Origin of the sequence: Butyrivibrio hungatei DSM 14810 (assembly GCF_900143205.1) — a bacterium.
GTDB classification, from domain to species: Bacteria; Bacillota; Clostridia; order Lachnospirales; family Lachnospiraceae; genus Butyrivibrio; species Butyrivibrio hungatei.
In genome coordinates this window covers 89,846-112,135 of record NZ_FRDH01000005.1, presented here as the reverse complement: position 1 = coordinate 112,135, position 22,290 = coordinate 89,846, and the positions used below count along the sequence as shown (strand labels likewise).

The following is a 22,290-nucleotide window of genomic DNA, read 5'->3' as shown; positions in this document are numbered from 1 at the left end:
CTAGAAACTAGGCATTTATAATTATACTCCACCGCACTGTAAATGTGCGTTTTTTCGTGTATGCTTAATAAAAATTTAATGAATAATCGTACATTTTATCACTTTGCACCTGTGCTAATCCTCAGCAGAACCTTTTTTTATGAATAAAAATACCGTCACTATTTTCATAGTGACGGTATCTGAATTGTTTTGGATTAAGTTGACCTATTTTAATCTTTAAAGAACTGAATATCTTGATTGAGCTTATCAGCAATTGACTTAAGACTGGTTGCTGATTCAGCAAGTGTTGTAACTGTTGCTGAAAGTTCCTGCATAGATGCTCCTGTCTCTTCTGAAGAAGCTGCATTTTCTTCTGATATAGCTGAAAGAGCACTCATAGTATCTACTACTGCATTCTTGGAAGTTTCACATGTATCAGCACCTTCTGAAATAAGCTGAACACCTCCTACAGTACTTCCGATATTAGCAAGCATTCCATTTACTGCCTGGAGTGTTTCGCCAAGGGCTACCTGCTGGTCATTATTACCCTGCTTAACATCCTCTGCTGCTCCAACAGCTGCCTTACTCTGTTCAAGAAGAACATCCATCTCTTTTCTGATGTCATCAGCCATCTGCTTGGAATCTTCTGCAAGCTTTCCAATCTCTTCAGCTACAACTGCAAATCCCTTACCAGCTTCACCAGCTCTTGCAGCCTCGATTGAAGCATTAAGTGAAAGAAGGTTTGTCTGTGTTGCAATTGATGTAATGCCTTCTACCTTATCACTGATATTGTTAACAGCTTCCTGTGTTGACTGAATTGTCTTTGAGATCTCATCGATCTTTTCTGTCATCTCAGCTGAAGAATCCTGAAGTGAAGCAAGTGATTTACTTGAAACCTCTGATGCTTCCTTCATCTGATTTGCAAGATTTGAAAGGCTTCCTGTCGAACTCTGAACATCACCAACCGCATCACCGATCCTGCCAACATTTTCAGATGCATGCTGAATCTCTTCTGCCTGCTGTGTTGCACCAGATGCAATTTCCTGAACTGCATTTGATACATCTTCTGCTGTCTGTGAGATCTGATTTGCCATATCTGAAAGGTCTTCAGATGACATGCCAACTTCATTTGCTGAAGCTTTGATATTTGAAACAATTTCATTGAGTGTTTTTATTACTGAGTTCGTATCCTTTGAAATCTCACCGAATTCATCTTTTCTTGCATCATGCTTTTCAACAAGTGAAAATCTACCATCTGCAAGATCTCTTAATGAATTACCTACTGCCTTTATTGGTTCTGTAAAGCTCTTTGCCATCATAAATGAAATTGCAATAGCGACTCCAAGAAGTACAACTCCAACGATGACAACAATAAGAGCCGCGCTCCTTGCTGACGCAAGAACTATTTTGTCATTAGTTGCTGTACAGATGCAATAGCCTGACTGAAGCTCTTTTTCATAGGCAACGTATGCATTATAACCTCTACCTGTATCTACGTAGTAAAAGCCCCTATCAAGACCTGAAGTCATGAACTCTGAATTAGCTCTGCTCTCTTCTTCATGAGCGCCTTCGCCGATCTCATACTGAGCGTGTGCTGCAATTGTTCCTTCTCTATCTACAAGGAACGCATCCTCTGATTCTGCTGCAAGCATTTTATGGAAATTGTTTAGATCATAGTTTCTTTGAACGATGCCGATTATCTTATCGCCATCTTTGATTGGACATGCAAAAGTAATGATACGTTTTCCGGTTGTCTTACTAACCTGAACGTTAGACACAAATAGCTCTCCAGCCATTGCTTTTTTGAAATACTCTCTCTCTGATACATCTACAAGATCGCCTTTTGCTCGTGCAATCTGTTTGCCATCAGCCCCTGTAATAACTGTTGTATCGCCATCTGCCATAACCTCATCGCACTCAGCAAGTGTTGCAAGAATAGCGTCCTCAGGAATACCGGCTTCACCCTTTACATAATTGATGATAGTAGGATTACCAGCTATGCTCCTAACCATGTTCATATTCGCATCATAAACACCTTTGAAATTATCTTCGATGTATCTTGCCTGCCATTCCAGCGCTGTTTGAGCATCTGCCAATGCCTTATTTGTAGATGTGATGTAACTTACTATCACTGCAACCGTAAGCGGTATTGCAGCTACAAGTACCATTATTGCGATGAGCTTAGTCTTGATACTGTTTTTAAAGCTTACCCCCCTTTCCTTTTTTGTCCCTTTTTGAGCCTCGTTATGAGCCATTTTTGTCCCCTCCATGTGTGTGTTTTGAGTTGAGTTGCTATGATCATTTAGAGTTTAACCGATTAACAACTTTAATATTATTATCGCCTTTTTTTCTAAAATAGTTTATATTCCATTTGAATTATTTCTAAAATAAATATAAACTATTTCTAAAAAAGCTATAAAAGGACGTCCCTACCTATGAGAAGGTACGGAGACGTCCTTTTTTTGATTTCTTTATAATACTTTAAAGAAGAATATACTTATGCTTTGAAGAATTCCATATCCTTATTGAGTTTCTCAGCAATATCTTTAAGATTGTTTGCAGATCCAGCAAGTGTTGTAACTGTTGCAGAAAGCTCCTGCATTGAAGCTCCTGTTTCCTCTGAAGAAGCAGCATTTTCTTCTGAGATTGCTGAAAGAGCACTCATTGTATCTACTACTGCGTTCTTGGATGTTTCGCAGGTATCAGCGCCTTCTGAAATCTGCTGAACACCGCCTACTGTACTACTGATATTTGTAAGCATTCCGTTGACTGCATCAAGAGTTTCACCAAGAGCAATCTGCTGATCGCTATTACCCTTCTTGACTTCATCAGCCGCTGCAACTGCTGCTTCAGACTGTTCAAGAAGTACCTCCATTTCTTTTCTGATATCATCTGCCATGTCCTTAGAGTCATCAGCAAGCTTGCCAATCTCTTCAGCAACAACGGCAAATCCCTTACCTGCTTCACCAGCTCTTGCAGCCTCAATGCTAGCATTAAGAGAAAGAAGGTTAGTCTGTGTTGCGATAGATGTGATACCTTCTACCTTTTCACTGATAGTATTAACAGCGTCCTTAGTAGCCTGAATAGTACTAGCGATATCATCAATCTTAGCTGTCATCTCTGCAGAGGATTCCTGAAGAGATGTAAGCGATTTACTTGATACTTCAGAAGCTTCCTTCATCTTGCCCGCAAGATCAGAAAGACTACCTGTAGAATTCTGAACATCTCCTACTGCCTCGCCAATCTTTCCTACATTCTCAGAAGCCTGCTGAATCTCATCAGCCTGCTGAGTAGCACCAGATGCGATTTCCTGAACAGCATTAGATACATCTTCTGCAGTCTGTGAAATCTGATTAGCCATATCTGACAGCTCTTCTGATGAATTGCCTACATCACTGGCTGAACGTTTTATGCTGGTAACAATATCATCCAGCTTCTGGATAACTGAATTAGTAGCCTTTGAAATAGCTCCAAATTCATCTTTTCTGGCGTCATATTTTTCTACCATTACAAATCTACCATCTGACAAGGCCACAAGAGAATCGCTAACAGCTTTAACTGGATCTGTATAGCTCTTTGCCATGATAAGAGAAATAATAACTGCAACAATGACCAATACAACTCCTATAATGACTACTATCATTGCAGAACGGATTGCCTCAGCCATGATATCAGATTCCTTCTGAGACACAGCAACAAAATATCCTGTTGTTGGCTCTTTGAACCATGTAGTATATGTCTTTTCACCATTATAGTCCTGCTCAAACATTCCAGAAGTATCAGTTGAAGTCATAAATGGATATGAACTTAAGTCATATTCTTCTTCTGGAGAGATCTCAAACTGTGCATGTGCTGCCATCATACCGTTATAGTCAGCAATGTATGCATCAGATACGTTTTCTGCAAGGAATTTGTGAAGGTTATTAAGATCAAAGCTTCGCTGGATAGTGCCTATAATAGATCCATCTTCTCCATAAATAGGTACGCATATAATGGTAATTCTGTTTCCGGCTGCCTTACTAACAACTACGTTTGATACTGCTGGTTTACCAGTAGATATAGCCTGCTGGAAATATGCTCTATCAGAAATATTAGTAGGATCTTTTCTATCAGTTCTAATGAGCTGATCACCAGAAGTTATAGACAAAATGGTACTTTTATTATCATCATTTATCTTTTCATTTATGGCATCCATGTGAGCCAGCATAACCTCTGTAGGAATTGGTTGCTCAGGTGAACCATAGGTCTGAATATAATTGATCGTACTAGGCGCAGTGGCAAAAGTTTCAAGCGCTATCAGATTTTCCATGACTGTTTCTGCAAACTTTGTCTCTACATACTTTCCTGTTACATTCAGATTATTAAGCGCGTCATTCTTTGCCTTTGAAGTTGAAGTATTATAACTGATAATAACTGCAATGATCAAAGGCACAGCAGCAACCAAGATCATAATTCCAATAAGTTTGGTCTTAATGCTGTCTTTAAAGCTTATCTGGCCACTACTTGCTTTTACCTTTTTTTCTTTCTTTGCCATCTTCTACCTCCAAATTTATACCAAACAAGACAACAACTGCATAAATATAAATAACTAATTATTCAACTTTATTATCATTATTATACTATTTGCATATTCTGTTTTTCGATATAAAATAGTCACTTTATAAACTTTTAATGATTGATATCTACTATGTTTTATTAACTTTTCTAATGCAGGTTCCGATAGAGATATCAAAGGAGACAAGCATGTATAATCTTTCAAAAAAAATAAAGCACCGTCACTGAGGCAGGATCCCGGTGGCGGTGCTTTTTATAATATTGAATAAAAATAAATAATTAATTTTACTTTAAATAATTAATTCAAAGCTTTTTTTATGGCTCCAAGGAGTTCACTATACTCTTCAAAAGCAGGAAGTTCCGGATTATCAGCTTTGATCTTATCTGTTGACTTAAATAAGAATCCGGCCTTACTAGCCTTTATCATAGCAAGATCATTGTAGCTGTCTCCACTTGCGATAGTATCATATCCAATAGACTGAAGAGCTTTAACTGTTGTAAGCTTTGAATTTTCAATTCGCATTTTAAAGCCTGTGATCTCGCCGCTTTCTGCTACTTCAAGCGAATTACAGAATATAGTAGGCCATCCAAGCTTCTCCATAAGTGGAGTTGCAAATTGAGTAAATGTATCGCTAATGATGATCACCTGAGTCATGCTTCTAAGTTCATCCAAAAACTCTTTTGCTCCAGGAAGTGGATCGATCTTGGCGATAGTCTCCTGAATCTCCTTAAGTCCAAGACCATGCTCTTTTAAGATTCCAAGTCTCCATCTCATGAGCTTGTCATAGTCAGGCTCATCACGTGTTGTCTTTTTAAGTTCAGGAATTCCTGAAGCCTCAGAAAAAGCGATCCAGATTTCTGGTACAAGTACCCCTTCAAGGTCTAAACATACTATATTCATAAATCTTCCTCTCAAATCTCTACCTTAGGCAATGTAGCAAAACTCTTGTTAAGCTCATCATCTGTAGGAATATAATCTGTCATTTCTCCGTCATTGAACTTCTGATAAGCAACCATATCAAAATAGCCTGTTCCAGTAAGTCCAAAGAGGATTGTCTTTTCTTCGCCTGTTTCTTTGCACTTTAATGCTTCATCTATAGCAGCTCTGATAGCATGGCTGCTCTCTGGAGCTGGAAGGATACCTTCAACTCTTGCAAACTGCTCAGCAGCCTCAAATACTGCTGTCTGCTCAACAGATCTGGCTTCCATGTATCCATCGTGATAAAGCTGTGAAAGGATTGGGCTCATGCCGTGATAGCGAAGTCCTCCTGCATGATTTGCTGAAGGAATAAAGTTGCTTCCAAGTGTGTACATCTTGGCAAGAGGACATACCATTCCAGTATCGCAGAAGTCATATGCAAATTTACCTCTTGTAAAGCTTGGACAACTTGCCGGCTCAACAGCTATGATCCTGTAGTCCTTCTCTCCTCTAAGTTTCTCACCCATAAATGGAGAAATAAGTCCACCAAGGTTTGATCCGCCGCCGGCACATCCAATGATGATATCTGGAGTAACTCCATATTTATCAAGTGCAGCCTTAGCCTCAAGTCCAATAACAGTCTGATGTAAAAGAACCTGATTAAGAACGCTGCCAAGTACATATCTGTAGCCATCTGTCTTGGTTGCAACCTCTACAGCTTCAGAAATTGCACATCCAAGACTTCCTGTAGTTCCAGGATGCTCTGCATTTATCTTTTTACCGATCTCCGTTTCCATTGATGGTGAAGGTGTAACACTAGCACCATAAGTACGCATAACCTCACGTCTAAATGGCTTCTGCTCATAGGATACCTTTACCATGTATACCTTACAATCAATTCCAAGATAAGCTGATGCCATAGAAAGAGCTGTGCCCCACTGACCTGCACCAGTCTCAGTCGTAACGCCCTTAAGGCCCTGCTTCTTGGCATAATATGCCTGAACAATAGCTGAATTAAGCTTGTGGCTTCCGCTTGTATTGTTTCCCTCAAATTTGTAATATATCTTGGCTGGTGTTCCAAGAGCCTTCTCCAGACAGTAAGCCCTAACAAGCGGCGCTGGTCTGTACATCTTGTAAAAATCTCGGATCTCCTGTGGAATATCGATATAAGCAGTTGTGTCATCAAGTTCCTGCTTGATAAGCTCGTCGCAGAAAACTGGGCGCAGATCCTCAAATCCCATAGGCTGTAATGTAGCAGGATTTAAAAGAGGAGCTGGCTTATTCTTCATATCAGCTCTTACGTTATACCACTGCTTAGGGATCTCATCCTCGCTTAAATATATTTTATAAGGAATGCTTTTTTCACTCATGTTCCCCTCCTCCAATACATGTAAGAATTAATAGCACTTCAATACATTAAAGCACAAAACTTTCATAAGGTCAACCTTGATCATTGGTGCAAGCGGCCTTAATTGGGCCAAGCAATTCCTCAGGTACAAAGAGCTTTCCAAAGCCTACTCCAAGATCTATCTTTTTCTTGTTGGCACCATGGAAGTCAGAGCCACCGCTCACAAGAAGATCATACTTAGCCGCAAGCTCTTTTATCTGGCGCTCTTCCCCAGCTGTGTAAGTTGAATAGATTGCTTCTATTCCCTTAAGTCCAGCGTTTTTGAGCCTTACTACAAGCTTTTCTAACTTCTCATCACTCATATGATACAAGACAGGATGAGCCAAAACAGGAACTCCGCCAACCTTTAATATGCATTCAATAGCCTGCTCAGGACTTATCTTTTCTCTAGGAACGTAGTACTTGCAATGATCTCCAATGAATCTATCAAAAACCTCTTCCTTGCTCTTTGCAAATCCCTTATCCATTATAAGTCTGGCAAAATGAGCTCTTGTAACAACTGCCCCATTTGCAAACGCTGAGAGTTCTTCATAGTTTATAGGTATCCCTGCTTCATTTGTAAGTTTTTCACACATCTTTTTATTTCTGACAGTTCTTGAATCCACAAAATCTGTAAGACTATCAACAAATTCTTTATTGTGATGATCTATGTAAAGACCTACTATATGGACATCTTTGCCCTCATTTACTGTTGAAAACTCAATTCCTGGAATAACCTCCATGTCATCATAAGTTTTCCTGCAATAATCTATTGCCTCATCCAGACCCTTTACTGTGTCATGGTCAGTAAGGGCAATTGCTGCAAGATTCTTTTCATGGGCGTAATCTATCAGTTCTTTTACTGAATAAGTTCCATCGGAACAGGTGGAATGCGTGTGAAGATCAATAGCTCTCATTTTGCCTCCTTAAGATCCATATTTACTATCACATTTTACTATTATCTTTAGCAAAAAAGTAGCCTGTAATAGTGCTATATGATATACTGATATGGTGCTATTTAGTACGATATGTGGCATGACAGGTGCCTTTGAATATTTTTATACAAGTAGAGGTCGAAATGAAAAAGTATATCAAGATTGCAAGATTAGATCATTGGATCAAACAGTTTTTTATTATGCCTGGTGTAGCAGTTGCTCTTCTTTTGACCGAGCACAGCCTTACAGATATTAGTCTTTTCAATCTTTTCTTTGGTTTCTTTGGTACATGCTTTATAGCCAGTGCCAATTACGTTATCAATGAATGGCTGGATGCTCCTTTTGACAAATTCCATCCTGTCAAAAAGAACAGACCTGTTGTTACAGAGAATATGCAGCTTAAGTGGGTATTAGTAGAGTATGCGATCTTCATCGTATTTGGTCTATTTTTCTCATACCTTGTAAATAAGCTCTTTTTATACACATCGATCGTCCTTTTGGTCATGGGTGTTATCTATAACGTTAAGCCTATCCGCAGCAAGGACATCGTTTATTTTGATGTTATTTCTGAGTCTATCAATAACATGCTAAGACTCCTTATGGGATGGTTCATTGTAACTTCTGATTCCATTCCACCTTCAAGCATCCTTCTGGGATATTGGATGGCTGGAGCTTATCTCATGGCTACCAAGCGTTTTGCAGAATACAGAATGATCGGTAATCCAGAGACCGCTGGTCTCTACCGCAAATCTTTTGTCAAATACACAGAAAAGAAGCTCCTTGCATCTTCTATCTTTTATGCTCTGGCTTCTACCTTCTGCCTTGGTGTTTTCCTTGTAAAATACCGAATTGAGTATTTGCTCTGCATTCCATTTGTTTTTCTTCTCTTTGCTTACTACTCAGCTATGTCACTTGATAATGACTCTGCTGCTCAGAAGCCTGAGAAACTCTACAAAGAAAAGAAACTCATGCTCCTTGTACTTCTTATAATCGTATTGTTTATAATCTGTACATTCTTCAATTTTGATTTCTTAAAGCCACTTACATCAAATGCTCTGATTAAGCTTGAGGTCTGACAACATGCGCATTCTGAACTTTTGTAAAAAGAACTTAATATTCATCTGGTGTTTAGTAACAAGCTTTACTATCTTACTTTTCACCAGCAGATCATCATTCTTTTTCCCATATAACAACTGGGATGATGCCAACAGCTATTTCACCATGGGCAAAGGACTGATGAATCACATGGTAATCTATAGGGACCTTTACGATCAGAAAGGTCCTTTTCTTTATCTGCTTTATGGCATCTGCTATCTTATCAGTAATAACAGTTTTAAGGGCGTATTTCTTTTTGAGATAATCGCTGCCACTATTTTTCTTTACTATTCATTTATGATCATAAAACGCCACTGCGATATTAAGATCACCTATATGCTGATTCCTGTTCTTGCGGCAGGAGTATATTCATCAAAGAGCTTTTATTGGGGCGGTGCTGCTGAAGAGTTTTGCATGCCAATGTTCGCCTATAGCCTGTATATTCTTAATAAGTTTTTATATCCAGTTTCTGGGGATAAAAAGATATCAGAAAACACCAAAGAGATTTTTATAGTAGGACTTCTTACTGGAATCACTTCACTTATCAAGTACACCATGCTTGGTTTTTACTTTGCTTTTGGAGTTATTGTGCTGATCCTGATCATTTATAGAGAAGGCTTTGTTAAAGCAATTAAGCCTGCGCTAATCTACTTCCTTGGTATAGTGATCCCATTTATTCCATGGTTCATATTCTTTGGAGTTAATGGCGCATTGGATGATTGGTACCGCTGCTATATCTTTAATAACCTGTTCTTTTATAGCAACATAACAGGCGATAAGATCACTCTTTCAGCTAAGCTTTATAAACTATGCAAGCTGCAGTACTGGTTATTTATCGATAACTTTGAATACTTCCTGTATATTGCTGTCGGCTTTGTAGCTAATCTTTTCACTGAAAAGATCGTACTAAGAAAGATAATGTATCCATTCATGTACTTATGTACTTTTATGTTTATATTCTATGGTGGAGGAACTCTTCCATACTATTCAATTCCACTAATGCCATTTTCGATCATTGGATTTATAGCCATTGGAAAACTACTCAAAAAAATATCTGAACATTATTTAAATGAACACTTCTGGTACAATATTGGAATACTTGCGCTTATCTTCAGCGTAGTATTTGCCAAGAACAACTCCCAGAGCACAAACTACCTTTTCACTGATAAAGATAATTTCTGGCTTACAGAAGCAGCTTCTCACATAGAAGAAGCACCAAACACTACTCTCCTAAACGTCGGAGCCCTGGATGTTGGTCTCTACACAATCACAGGTATAGTGCCAACCTGCGAATACTTCCAAACTAACGGTATCGCACTTCCCACAATGTTCTCCGAACAAGAACGCTACATCAAGGAAGGCCTTACAACCTACGTTATCTCAAGCGAAGGTGAACCAGAACACATCTACGACAACTACGACCTCATCTACCACACCGCCTTCTACGACAACGGCTACGACCAATCCTACTATCTCTACAAACACAGATAGACTTTTAATAAGGCAAATTTTTAGGCTGTAAAGTTTTGGATTTGAGCGATTTCAAAAAAACGAAACTTTACAGCAAAAATGGCAACAAAGAAGCCACCAAAAGTTTAAATAGCGTCCTCTATGAAAGGAGCTAGGCCATCATGGTCATTGTCATCCTTGGTGATCACATCGGCCTTTGATTTGACAAGGTCTGTGGCATTGGCCATAGCAATGCCGCATCCCGCAGCCTCGATCATTGAAATATCGTTCTGCTCATCACCAGCTGCAAAGGTGTTCTCAATGGGCACATTCAAGTATTCTGCAAGTCTCTTAACTGCGCTTCCCTTTCCTGCTTCTGATGGAAAGATCTCAAGGTAATAAGGATTTGAATAAAGAAGTGTCAACCTGTCTCCAACCATTTCCTTAAGTGCCTCTCTAAAACGCTCCTGTTTGTCATGGTCATGGAGCTCAATGGCGATCATCTTGGAAGGAGGTGTGGATATTTCCTTCATGATATCGTCAGTAACTATAAGAGGAGTTTTGATGACCCTTCTATAGTACTCCATGCATTCCCCATTTCTTTTGCTGACAATATGTGTTTCATTATAGGTATGACAGTGAACATCATACTTCTCAGAAAGCTCTATTATCTGTGGCACCAGTTCAAGAGGCACACCTGTCTTGTAGACATATCTGCCCTGATCAACGCTATAAATTTCAGTTCCATTAGAACCGCATAAAAAACTGCCCTTAAAGTTTAGCTGCAGACCATCATAGACAGCCTTGGCACTGTCTATAGCTCGGCCTGTATTTATGCAGAAATAATTTCCTGCATCAGTAAACCTTTTAAGGGCATCCATAGTCCTTTGAGATATTTTCTTGTCTCTGGTCAAAAGGGTTCCATCAAGATCAAAGAAAAATATCTTCTTTTTAGTTTTGTCCATTTTATCCCTCAACGATCAGATATCTGCCATCACCAACATCAAATACTTCGTCAGCTTCAAGCACGTTTGATCCTTCTGTATCAATTCCAGCTTCTTCAAAATACTCCTCAACTTCATCAGCCCCATCAACGACTACAGCCATGCAGTCCTCGAGGAATGCCTCTGCCTCTTCCATATTCTCTGCTACGTTCTCTGGAAAAAGCTGCCCCTGATTCTCTAAAAAGCATCTCAAAACCGCTTCATCATACTCGTGCATAACAAACCTCCAAACTTACAGTAAATTTAATTCTTTCATTTCCTTATAGAGTCTGGCAATTGGAAGTCCTACCACATTGTAATAATCTCCAACAAGACCTTTGATAAAGATTGCGAACCTGCCCTGTACTGCATAGGCACCAGCCTTATCATCAGATTCCCCGGTGTTGACATAGGCCTGTATTTCAGCATCTGTCATAGGCTCTACTTCAACCTTAGTCTCCTCATAAAAGGTGTGGCTAAAGTTTTCACCATCCTTTTGATAAAAAATAGTTACGCCTGTATATACTTCGTGGGAATTACCCTGAAGCATCTTTACCATGGAAACCGCTTCATCTCTATCTTTAGGCTTGCCCAGTACTCTATGATTAAATGATACAATGGTGTCCGCGCCTATTACAATAGAGACCTCTGACTTATCCGTTAAGATTTTGTGAAAAATCTCTGAAGCTTTTTGAAATGACAATTCCTTTACAATATCACAGGGCTCGCTGCATTTAGTCTTTTCCTCTGATACCGCAGGTATTATCTCAAATTCAGGAACTACCTGCTTTAATAGTTCCTTGCGCCTTGGTGATCCTGACGCTAAAACGTAACGCATATTTAAATCCTCTTTCTTTATGTATTATGAGTCTCTGGAACAAAGACTCTTGTGTTCTGAGTTGTAGGAAGCTTGGCCTTCTCTGTTGCTTCTAATCCAAATATCAGCTGAGAATTTATATCTTCACCAAACTCATCATTAGTGATCTTACTAAATTTTCCCTCAGCATCCATGATATGAGCTTTCTTGTTGTCCTTAAGTTCCACATCAAGAATATGCCATATCTTTTTCCTGAGCTTATCGTTTTCAATCGGGAAAAGAATCTCCACTCTTCGCTCAAGATTTCTAGGCATCCAGTCAGCACTGCTTGCATAGTACTCAGGACTTCCCCCATTTTCAAAATAGAAGATCCTGCTGTGCTCAAGAAAGTTACCAACAATGGATCTTACAGTTATGTTTTCTGAGACTCCGGGAACCCCTGCCCTAAGACAGCATATACCTCTGACAATAAGATCTATCTTGACGCCTGCATTACTTGCTCTGTACAAAGCTGCAATTACATCCTTGTGACAGATTGAATTCATCTTGGCTATGATCCTTGCCGGTTCTCCTGCAAGAGCGTGCTCCTCTTCTCTCTTAATAAGGTCAAGTATCCTATCCTTGAGCCACAATGGAGCAATTGACAGCTTATTCCATCCAAGAGGCTCAGAATATCCGGAAAGCATATTAAATACAGCAGTTGCATCTTCACCAAATGCTGGAGCACAGGTAAAGAGGCCTACATCAGTATACTGCTTGGCTGTGGAATCATTGTAGTTACCTGTTGCCAGGTGAACATATCTTTTTATTCCATCTTCTTCTCTTCTGACTACAAGAGTGATCTTGCAGTGAGTCTTAAGGCCCACAAGACCGTAGATAACATGGCAACCAGCTTTCTCAAGCATCTTTGCCCATACGATATTATTCTCTTCATCAAATCTTGCCTTTAACTCAACGAGAACTGTTACCTGCTTGCCATTGTCAGCAGCCTTAGCAAGGGCTGCAATGATAGGTGAATTACCACTAACTCTGTAAAGAGTCTGCTTAATAGCAAGTACATCAGGATCAACAGCAGCTCTTTCTACGAACTTAACTACATTTTCAAAGGTCTCATAAGGATGATGCATAAGAACATCACCTTTTCTGATCACTTCAAAAATATCCTTATCGTTATTAAACTCCGGTACTGCAGCTGGAGCTTTATATCTGTGTTCCTTGAGATGATCAAAGCCTTCAAGCTTGTACATCTTCATAAGGAAAGTAAGATCAAGAGGACCGTTTATGGTATAGATCTCATTTTTTTCAACTCCAAGGTCTTCTGCAATAAGATTAAGGAGCTTAGGATCCATTCCTTCATTTACTTCAAGTCTTATAGCCTGGCCCCACTGACGAAGTTTTATCTGTTTCTCGATCTCTTTTAACAGATCCTCTGCTTCATCTTCATCGATTGAAAGATCCGCATTTCTACCAACTCTGTAAGGAGCTGTTGTTAAAATGTCATAGTTAAGAAAAAGCTTATCCATGTTGTCCTGAATAACCTTTTCAAGAAGAACGATTTTTCTTACCTCGTCTTTTTCCTCATCATAAGGAATCTCGATGATCCTTGGAAGAACGTCCGGCACCTGAACTGTGGCAAAATCAACTCCGTCCTTTCCCTCTTTCTTTTTAAGGAGCGCTCCGATATTAAGAGACTTATTTCTGATAAGTGGAAATGGTCTTGAAGAATCAACAGCCATAGGCGTCAAAACAGGATATACATATTCATCAAAATACCTGCTGACATAATCTGCATCCTTGCCACGAAGTTCACTTGGCTCACAGATTTTAAGTCCGTTATCTAAAAGAAGTGGCAAAAGCTGATTATTGTATATCTCGTACTGCCTGTCTACAAACTTATGCAAATTCTTTAAAACAGCACTTAACTGTTCAGTTGCAGTCATACCTGCAATATCAAGTTTTCTATAATCAGCATTTATCATATCTATAAGTGACGCAACTCTGACCATAAAAAACTCATCCAGGTTACTGGCTGTTATGCTAAGAAACTTAAGTCTTTCAAATAAAGGATTGCTCTTGTCTACCGCTTCTGACAGCACTCTTTCATTAAATGAAATCCAGCTAAGTTCTCTGTTTATGTACAATTTTGGATCATCAAAGTTTTGTTTTTTTGCTTCTTTGTTTTTCCTCATATACGACCTCATTTATAGTGAATCTTAATATATCTTTTTCTGACGGATAACCGGTTTTATCGCAAATACTTCTTCAAAGAAGTTTGCTCTGTTAGTAAAGAGCCCTTTCTCCATTGTAATATCATCTGAAGTATCAACCTTTATTATAAGCTCCTTGCCTTTGATGCTGACATCGACATCCTTAAACTTTTGTTTGTGAGTTCTATCAAGGCCGTTGGCTACTCGTATGATGGCTGTGAGCTTGGCAACCCTCAGATAATCTTCTCTTGAAAAGCCATCAAAGTACTGACTTCCTGTATTGAAATATTCAAAGTCTTCATGATTAAATCTGACTACATTGGCAACGATAGCTCTTTCTATATGGGAAAGACCGATGATCTCCGTAGACATTATTATGTTGTAGGAGCAGTCTCCAAGATACACAAGACTGATATATTTGCCGCAGTCATGAAGAATAGTTGCAATATTTAAAAGAAGCCTGTCTCTCTTAGTGAGGCCATGCAGCTCTTTCGTATTATCAAAAATGTTAAGTGCGATGCTCTGAAGAGTCTCTCTTCTTGATCTGCTTCCCAGAAATCTCTTAGAGATATTCTCAGAACAAGCAATGATGTCCTGTTCGAAATCGTGTGATGACTGAATATATTTCTTTTTCTCAGCGTACTCATAGGCTATTCCATCGCAAAGTGTAACGCCGGGAGCCCAGATATTCTCTGCCTTGGTCATATCAAGAATACATTTGATAAGAAGGCCTGATACATACAAAAGTGGCACATTATCCTCAGGAATATTGAGCTTTTTAGCTACTTCAATGTCGCTCATGGTAGCATATTTTTCAATAAATTTATTGTACTCTTCCTTGGTAGCAAATCCTTCCTTGCCGTTACCAATGCCCATTCTCTGCATGATAGGTGAAACATAGTCATCAATGATGACAATGTTCTCGATCTTTTTATCCTTGACATGCATCTTAGCAAAAACCGAAAGCTGAGAATTTACAAGCTCTGGCACAAGGTCGCTACACTTTGATCTGGTGGCCTGAACCAGTCTCATGGTTGAAAAAAGACGAAGCACACCCATTTTCAGATTCTGGGTGGCAAAAAGTCTTCCCTTTTCAAATAAAGAAATCTGGATACTTCCACCGCCTATATCTACGATGGCTGTAGGTCTTTTGATTATCTTCTCAAAATGATCATGCTTTAAGGCAATTGATTTGTAGTCCAAAAATCTCTGTTCTGAATTACTAAGAACATCAAAATGTATTCCGGTTCTCTGCTCTAAAAGGTCTCTTACAATCAAGATGTCGTTGGTCTCTCTGACCGCACTGGTGCCATAGGCCTGATAGTGAGTAACCCCGTAGCCCTTCATTATCTTTTTGAATTCACCAAATATCCTGATCATCTCATCCACATGATGACTTGAGATCCTTCCGGAAGCATATGTCTCACTTCCAAGATCCATCCTGTGTCTGACATGATCAAGCTCACGTACTCCGTTCTTCATTGACAGCTCAAAGATCTTGAGCGCTATCTCATAAGAACCAACGTCAATTGCTGCAAATATTTCACCACCCATAAGATACCCCTGTGTTTTTAATAGTTCCCTAAGATTCTAAGTAACTTAGCTTCTTCTCTAAGACCTCTAAGCGCATTCTTGACTGCGCTATCTGAAAGATTACCTTCAAAATCAATAAAGAATCTGTATTCCCAGTTCCTGTCCTCTATTGGTCTTGACTCGATCTTGGTCATATTAAGTCCATTATAGATAAAATGTGACATCAGATGATACAGTGCTCCTGTTTCATGAGGGATTTCCATACAGATGCTGATCTTTGATGCACTCTTTAAAAATACCTTCTGATTAGTAACGATGATAAACCTTGTTGAATTTGAATCAGCCTGGTTTACGCCTTCCTCTATAACTTCAAGGCCATAAACATCAGCAGCTCTTTTGCTTGCTATAGCAGCCTGTGACTTATCACCATCTTCTGCTACTTTCTTGGCTGCAAATGCGTTGTTCTTCATACTGATCTGACTGATATTACTGTGATCAGACAAAAACTTTGCGCTCTGCATAAGTGACTGAGGATGTGAATAAACAGTCTTGATATCCTCAAGCGTTGCTCCTGAAACTCCCATGAGGCAATGCTTAATCTCGATTATCTGCTCTCCAACAATGTAGTGCTCATATTCTGCAAGAAGATCATATATCTCGCTCACAACACCTGCTGTGGAATTCTCAATAGGAAGAACTGCGTAGTCGCAGCTGCCATCCTCCAATACAGCCATGGCATCTCTAAATGTTTCAACTGCGATACTGTTGACATCTTCTCCAAAAAATCTTTTCATGGCTTCTTCAGAATAAGAACCTGCTGCGCCCTGAAAGCATACTCTTGAATTTGCTTTATCTATAGAATCTATCTCAATAAATGGAAGCTTACCTGAAGCTCCTGCTTCTGTGAGTTTTTGATACTGGAGTTTTCTGCTCATGGACATAAGCTGTGAAAAGAGCTCTTTTACCCCGACCTTGTTAAACTCGGAAGTTGTCATATCCTGTACTGCCTGAAGCTTAACCTCTTCTCTTTCTCTGTCAAAAACCTTTTTTCCGGTAGCTATCTTATAATCAGCAACCTGTGAAGCAATATCCATTCTCTTTTCAAAAAGCTCCACTATCTGCTTGTCAACTATGTCAATTTCTGACCTTAGATCTTTTAAATCCATACCATCCTCCGCGTTTTTCATTAATAAGAGTTTAGAACAAATACCGCTTGATAGCAAGAAATAACGCGCCTATAATAGTATTAGTAAATTCGCGGGGGAACATATGAAAAAAGGATATATATTTATTAGTTTTATTTTACTCATACTTGCAGGAGCTTTTATAGCTTTCCACATCTACAGAAATATTATCCCTATGTCTCCTTATGACACTGGCAATTCTGCCGGCAATCTCCACAATTATGGATTAGTCTTTGAAATGGGTGACAAAGTTTATTTTGCCAATCCTTATGATAGTAACTGTCTCTATTCCATGGATCCTGACGGAACACATTCAAAGAGACTTACAAATATGGGCGTCAAATATATAAGCGGTGCTAACGATATCCTTTATTTTTACATGGATTCCAGCAACACATCAGGTCAGGTCACTGGCCTTGGTTCTGCTACCAATCAATATGGTGTGTATAGATTAAATACCAAAACAGGGGATCTTAAGTGTCTTGCAAGAGAGATGTGCGGCGAGGTTCAGCTTTGCGGCGAATATCTCTATTATCAGGTCAAGACTGATGGAGGATATCTCGAAAAGATAAAGGTCAACAAGACAGATAAAAAGGTCGTTTATGATGAAATGGCTTCTCCAGTTTGCTACGACAACGGCATTATCTTCTACTCCGGTGTTACCAAGGATCACAGCATCCATATGCTCTATACTCAAAACGGTGATTACACAAGGGACTTCCTTACTGGCTACTACTTCTTCCCTGTTGTAAAAAATGGATATATCTATTTCATGAATGGCGAATCTAACTACAGCTTGTGGCGTGCCAGCCTCCTTACAGGCATTCCTGAGCTTGTTACATCAGATAGAATCGACTTCTATACTATGGATGAAAGATACATCTACTACGCATACTCTAGTGAAACTAATCCAGCTCTGAAGAGATGCAATCTTGATGGCAGTGATCCAGTTATTTTATTTAACGGAATCGTAAACAGTCTCAACACAACTTCAAAAGAACTGTATTTTAAAGTTTACGGAAACGATGAAATGATGTATCATATGCCTTTGGATGGATCACGTCCTGCAGAAGTATTTTTACCGCAGTAATAATCCAAACATAAAATTATATATATAAGAGGAGATTGTATGAATAGTTTGCGTCACATGATGAACCCTCTGGACTTCACAGTTGATGAGCTAGAGGACCTCTTCGATGTTGCCAAAGATATCGAAGAAAACATGGATGCCTACTCCCACAAATGTGATGGGAAAATAATGGCTACATGTTTCTATGAACCCAGTACCAGAACGAGGCTCAGTTTTGAAACAGCAATGTTAAGGCTTGGTGGCAAATGTTTAGGTTTTGCCGATGCCAGCAACTCATCAGCAGCCAAGGGAGAAAGTGTTGCTGATACAATTCGTGTTATTTCTTGCTTTGCAGATATTTGTGCAATGCGTCATCCAAAAGAAGGTGCTCCAATGGTCGCAGCTTCTAAGTCTTCTATTCCAGTAATCAATGCAGGTGATGGTGGTCATCAGCACCCCACACAAACTCTTACAGACTTACTCACTATCAGATCTTTATATGGTAAGCTTGGTGATTTCACCATTGGCCTTTGTGGCGATCTTAAATTTGGTCGAACAGTTCATTCTCTTATAAATGCTCTTACCCGTTACACCGGGATTCATTTTATTTTCATTTCCCCAAAGGAATTAAAAGTTCCTGATTACATCACAGAAATGCTTGATTCTAAAGGCATTACATATGAAGAAGTTATTAAACTTGAAGACGTTATGCCACGTCTTGACTTCCTATACATGACACGTGTACAGAAAGAAAGATTCTTCAATGAAGAAGATTACATCAGACTCAAGAACTTCTATATCCTTGATAAAGCCAAGATGGAACTTGCCAAGGAAAAGATGTACATTCTTCATCCACTTCCAAGAGTTAATGAAATTTCTGTTGAAATTGATAATGATCCAAGAGCTGCATACTTCAAGCAGGTTCAATACGGACTGTATGTACGTATGGCGCTTATCTTAACTCTCCTTGATATGACAGATGCCCACATGAATGAGGGGCTTCTTAGAAAATTTTGATCAGCACATTAAGAAAAGAGGTTATTCATGTTAAATATTGGAAAAATTGAAGAAGGCTTTGTTCTTGATCATATTCAGGCTGGTAAGGGAATGCAGATATATCGTCACCTTGGTCTTGATAAGCTTGATTCAACAGTTGCTATCATCAAAAATGCAAAAAGTAAGGTAATGGGCAAAAAAGACATCCTTAAAGTTGAATGTGATATTGATACTCTTGATCTTGATATCCTTGCCTTTATCGATCACAACATTACAGTCAATGTTATCAAGGCTGGAGAGATAATTGAAAAAAGAGCTTTAGTGCTTCCTAAAGAGATCACAGGAGTGATCAAGTGTCACAACCCAAGATGCATCTCTTCTATCGAGCAGGAGCTCCCTCAGATTTTCTATCTGGCCGACGAGAAAAAAGAAATCTATCGTTGCAAATACTGCGATGAGAAGTACTCTGAAGGTGCAGGAAATAAGGAATAAATAAAATGGACCTAGGGGACGGGGTTAGTGGTTCAAAAAATGAACCACTAACCCCGTCCCCTAGGTCCAAAATTTTTTTATTTAAAGAAGCATGCATCACCAAAAGAGAAAAATCTATAACGTTCCTTGATTGCTTCTTCATAAGCGTTTAAAACATGCTCTCTTCCAGCAAGAGCTGAAACAAGCATAACAAGCGTTGATTCTGGTAAATGGAAGTTTGTAATGAGCTGGTCTAAAACCTTAAACTTATAACCAGGGTAGATGAAGATTGATGTATCTCCACTACATTCTGATAAGTGACCATTCTCATCTGCTGCGCTTTCAATGGTTCTGCAGCTTGTAGTTCCTACGCAGATGACTCTGTGACCCTCAGCCTTGGCTTTGTTGATCTTATCAGCAGCTTCCTGAGTTACCTGATACCATTCTGTATGCATGTGATGTTCTTTTACATTATCCACTTTTACAGGTCTGAATGTACCAAGTCCTACGTGAAGAGTTACAAAGGCCATATCTACGCCCTTTGCCTTAATATCTTCAAGAAGCTTTTCTGTAAAGTGAAGTCCTGCTGTAGGAGCTGCAGCTGAGCCCTCGAACTTGGCATATACAGTCTGATACATGTTCTTGTCCTGAAGCTTGTGTGTAATATATGGAGGAAGTGGCATTTCTCCAAGCTTATCAAGTACTTCTTCCCAAATACCATCATAATAGAATTTAACGAGACGGTTACCCTCTTCTACTATGTCCAGTATCTCAGCTTTTAATATACCCCCGCCAAAAGATACTCTGGCTCCCGGTCTAAGCTTTTTACCAGGCTTAACTAAAGTTTCCCATACATCAGCTTCTTTTCTCCTTAACAGAAGGATCTCTACGGCAGCGCCTGTTCCTTCCTTCTCTCCAAGAAGTCTTGCAGGAATAACCTTTGTATTATTCAGAACCAGGCAATCACCTGGCTCTAAATAATTTATGATCTCATTAAATTTATGATGTTCTAATTCTCCAGTATTTTTGTCTACCACAAGGAGTCTGCACTCGTCCCTCTTTTCCATAGGGTCCTGTGCAATAAGCTCCTCAGGGAGATCAAAATAATAATCTGAAGTTGATAATCCTAATTCTGACATTTAATTACTCGTTTCTAAAATCAATGTTCTGAAGGAATGCTACGTAACCTCTAAGTGCTTCATAAAGGTCAGCCTTGTCGATTACTTCCCATGGTGCATGCATGTTAAGAACTGCTACACCAGCGTCGATAACATTCATTCCGTAAAGTGCAAGGATGTAAGCGATTGTTCCGCCGCCACCTACGTCAACCTTACCAAGTTCTGCTGTCTGGTATACAATACCTTCTTTATCAAGAGCACGTCTGATCTCAGCAATGAACTCAGCGTTAGCATCATTTGATCCGCTCTTACCTCTAGCACCTGTGAACTTGTTAAATACAAGACCTTCGCCAAGGAAAGATGCGTTCTTCTTCTCGAAGCATGATGCATATGAAGGATCAAAGCCAGCACTTACGTCAGATGAAAGCATGCATGAATTAGCAAGACATCTTCTAAGTGCAAGATCATTAAATCCTTCCTTTGTAAGAGCCATGAGCTCTGCTACTGCATTCTCAAAGAATCTGCTGCGCATACCAGTTGCACCAACTGATCCGATCTCTTCCTTATCAACAAGGATACAGCAAGCTGTTCTCTTGAGGTTCTTGGCTTCCATGATAGCTCTCATTGAAGGGAATGCACATACTCTGTCATCATGTCCATAACCCATGATCATTGATCTGTCAAAGCCAGCGTCTCTTGACTTACCAGCAGGAACGATCTCAAGCTCTGCAGAAATGAAATCTTCCTCTTCAATTCCGTAAAGGTCATTGAGAATTGCAAGGATTCCTCTTCTAACTGCTCCTGATACCTTACCGCTCTCTGCCTTCTCAGCCTTCTCAGCTGCAATTGCATACTGCTGACCAGCTGTAAGCTTTGCATCCTTCTTCTCAGCCTTCTCTTTTTCTTTGCTCTCAATTACAAATGGTCTGTGACCAATGATAAGATCAAGGGCCTCACCTTCGATAACATTAGAAGCTTTCTTGCTGAGCTGATCCTGTGCAAGGTGGATCAAAAGATCTGATACGAAGAATACTGGATCATCCTCGTCCTCACCTACGTTAAGCTGAACTGTTGCGCCATCTTTTTTAACAAGTACACCGTGAATAGCAAGTGGCATTGCTACGTAGTGATACTTCTTGATACCACCATAGTAATGTGTATCAAGGTAAGCAAAGCCGCCATCTTCATAAAGTGGATTCTGCTTAACATCAAGTCTTGGAGAATCGATGTGTGCACCAAGAATATTAAGACCATTCTCCATTGGCTCTGAACCCATCTGGAAAATGGCGATTGACTTGTTCATCCATACTGAATAAACCTTGTCGCCCTTCTTAAGCTTTGTCTTGCTACCAATAAGAGTATTAAGCTCTCTGTAGCCTGCAGCCTCGATCTCGTTTACGATAGTATCGATAGCTTCTCTTTCTGTCTTGGACTCATCAAGGAACTTCTTGTAGTCCTCTGCAAACTGATCAACTTTCTTGAGCTGAGCAGCACTATAGGTTGTCCATACATTCTTTCTATTCATATATACCTCCTAAATATTTGGTCATAAAAACTCTTACCTAAAAAATCTTGTGTAACAAGTAAAGAGGAT

Annotated in this window: 18 protein-coding genes; 5 read left to right on the top strand and 13 right to left on the bottom strand. The window is 39.4% G+C overall.

What is annotated here, in order from left to right; translation table 11 throughout:
* Nucleotides 1-209: 209 nt before the first annotated feature.
* The 5 genes from BUA02_RS07070 to BUA02_RS07050 form a co-directional block, all read right to left on the bottom strand.
* Nucleotides 210-2,234 (bottom strand): methyl-accepting chemotaxis protein, encoded by a 2,025-nt coding sequence (locus tag BUA02_RS07070; protein ID WP_072702172.1) that lies wholly within the window; start codon nucleotides 2,232-2,234, stop codon nucleotides 210-212.
* A 242-nt stretch (nucleotides 2,235-2,476) separates the two neighbouring features.
* The gene (locus BUA02_RS07065) at nucleotides 2,477-4,513 is read right to left on the bottom strand and encodes a methyl-accepting chemotaxis protein (protein ID WP_072702169.1); all 2,037 of its coding nucleotides are present in this window, start codon (nucleotides 4,511-4,513) and stop codon (nucleotides 2,477-2,479) included.
* A gap of 318 nt (nucleotides 4,514-4,831) precedes the next feature.
* Nucleotides 4,832-5,434: a bifunctional phosphoserine phosphatase/homoserine phosphotransferase ThrH gene (gene thrH / locus BUA02_RS07060; protein ID WP_072702166.1), complete on the bottom strand. Its 603-nt coding sequence runs from the start codon at nucleotides 5,432-5,434 to the stop codon at nucleotides 4,832-4,834.
* 11 nt (nucleotides 5,435-5,445) lie between these two features.
* Nucleotides 5,446-6,822 carry a TrpB-like pyridoxal phosphate-dependent enzyme gene (locus BUA02_RS07055; protein WP_072702163.1) on the bottom strand — a complete coding sequence of 459 codons (1,377 nt, stop codon included), beginning with the start codon at nucleotides 6,820-6,822 and terminating at the stop codon, nucleotides 5,446-5,448.
* A 70-nt stretch (nucleotides 6,823-6,892) separates the two neighbouring features.
* Entirely contained in the window at nucleotides 6,893-7,756 is an 864-nt protein-coding gene (locus tag BUA02_RS07050) for a PHP domain-containing protein (protein ID WP_072702160.1), read from the bottom strand.
* 161 nt (nucleotides 7,757-7,917) lie between these two features.
* On the opposite strand from BUA02_RS07050, the gene BUA02_RS07045 reads away from it, so the two are divergent.
* On the top strand, nucleotides 7,918-8,850 hold the full coding sequence (locus tag BUA02_RS07045) for a UbiA family prenyltransferase (RefSeq protein ID WP_072702158.1): 933 nt from the start codon (nucleotides 7,918-7,920) through the stop codon (nucleotides 8,848-8,850).
* Between the two features lie 4 nt (nucleotides 8,851-8,854).
* Nucleotides 8,855-10,360 carry a glycosyltransferase family 39 protein gene (locus BUA02_RS07040; protein WP_072702156.1) on the top strand — a complete coding sequence of 502 codons (1,506 nt, stop codon included), beginning with the start codon at nucleotides 8,855-8,857 and terminating at the stop codon, nucleotides 10,358-10,360.
* 104 nt (nucleotides 10,361-10,464) lie between these two features.
* Here BUA02_RS07040 and BUA02_RS07035 read toward each other — a convergent pair whose 3' ends face one another.
* From BUA02_RS07035 to pheA, 6 genes are read right to left on the bottom strand one after another with little or no spacing between them, the layout of a single operon-like run.
* Nucleotides 10,465-11,283 carry a Cof-type HAD-IIB family hydrolase gene (locus BUA02_RS07035; RefSeq protein ID WP_071176326.1) on the bottom strand — a complete coding sequence of 273 codons (819 nt, stop codon included), beginning with the start codon at nucleotides 11,281-11,283 and terminating at the stop codon, nucleotides 10,465-10,467.
* A gap of 1 nt (nucleotide 11,284) precedes the next feature.
* Nucleotides 11,285-11,539: a glyoxalase gene (locus BUA02_RS07030; protein WP_071176327.1), complete on the bottom strand. Its 255-nt coding sequence runs from the start codon at nucleotides 11,537-11,539 to the stop codon at nucleotides 11,285-11,287.
* Nucleotides 11,540-11,554: 15 nt separating this feature from the next.
* On the bottom strand, nucleotides 11,555-12,139 hold the full coding sequence (locus BUA02_RS07025; protein WP_072702154.1) for a nucleoside triphosphate pyrophosphatase: 585 nt from the start codon (nucleotides 12,137-12,139) through the stop codon (nucleotides 11,555-11,557).
* A 17-nt stretch (nucleotides 12,140-12,156) separates the two neighbouring features.
* The gene (locus BUA02_RS07020) at nucleotides 12,157-14,307 is read right to left on the bottom strand and encodes an RNA degradosome polyphosphate kinase (RefSeq protein WP_072702152.1); all 2,151 of its coding nucleotides are present in this window, start codon (nucleotides 14,305-14,307) and stop codon (nucleotides 12,157-12,159) included.
* A 24-nt stretch (nucleotides 14,308-14,331) separates the two neighbouring features.
* A complete protein-coding gene (locus BUA02_RS07015) occupies nucleotides 14,332-15,879 on the bottom strand; it encodes a Ppx/GppA phosphatase family protein (protein ID WP_072702150.1) in 1,548 nt (515 codons plus the stop codon).
* Nucleotides 15,880-15,896: 17 nt separating this feature from the next.
* The gene (gene pheA, locus BUA02_RS07010) at nucleotides 15,897-17,024 is read right to left on the bottom strand and encodes a prephenate dehydratase (RefSeq protein ID WP_071176331.1); all 1,128 of its coding nucleotides are present in this window, start codon (nucleotides 17,022-17,024) and stop codon (nucleotides 15,897-15,899) included.
* Between the two features lie 103 nt (nucleotides 17,025-17,127).
* Here pheA and BUA02_RS07005 point away from each other — a divergent pair, with 103 nt between their 5' ends.
* From BUA02_RS07005 to BUA02_RS06995, 3 genes are read left to right on the top strand one after another with little or no spacing between them, the layout of a single operon-like run.
* Nucleotides 17,128-18,132 carry a DUF5050 domain-containing protein gene (locus BUA02_RS07005; protein ID WP_072702148.1) on the top strand — a complete coding sequence of 335 codons (1,005 nt, stop codon included), beginning with the start codon at nucleotides 17,128-17,130 and terminating at the stop codon, nucleotides 18,130-18,132.
* 48 nt (nucleotides 18,133-18,180) lie between these two features.
* Nucleotides 18,181-19,128, top strand: a complete 948-nt coding sequence (gene pyrB / locus BUA02_RS07000) for an aspartate carbamoyltransferase (protein WP_072702458.1) — start codon at nucleotides 18,181-18,183, stop codon at nucleotides 19,126-19,128.
* 27 nt (nucleotides 19,129-19,155) lie between these two features.
* A complete protein-coding gene (locus tag BUA02_RS06995; protein ID WP_071176333.1) occupies nucleotides 19,156-19,599 on the top strand; it encodes an aspartate carbamoyltransferase regulatory subunit in 444 nt (147 codons plus the stop codon).
* Nucleotides 19,600-19,676: 77 nt separating this feature from the next.
* On the opposite strand, the gene queA is transcribed toward BUA02_RS06995, so the two are convergent.
* A complete protein-coding gene (gene queA, locus BUA02_RS06990) occupies nucleotides 19,677-20,717 on the bottom strand; it encodes a tRNA preQ1(34) S-adenosylmethionine ribosyltransferase-isomerase QueA (protein WP_072702146.1) in 1,041 nt (346 codons plus the stop codon).
* Between the two features lie 4 nt (nucleotides 20,718-20,721).
* Nucleotides 20,722-22,221, bottom strand: a complete 1,500-nt coding sequence (locus tag BUA02_RS06985) for an aminopeptidase (RefSeq protein WP_072702144.1) — start codon at nucleotides 22,219-22,221, stop codon at nucleotides 20,722-20,724.
* Between the last annotated feature and the right edge of the window lie 69 nt (nucleotides 22,222-22,290).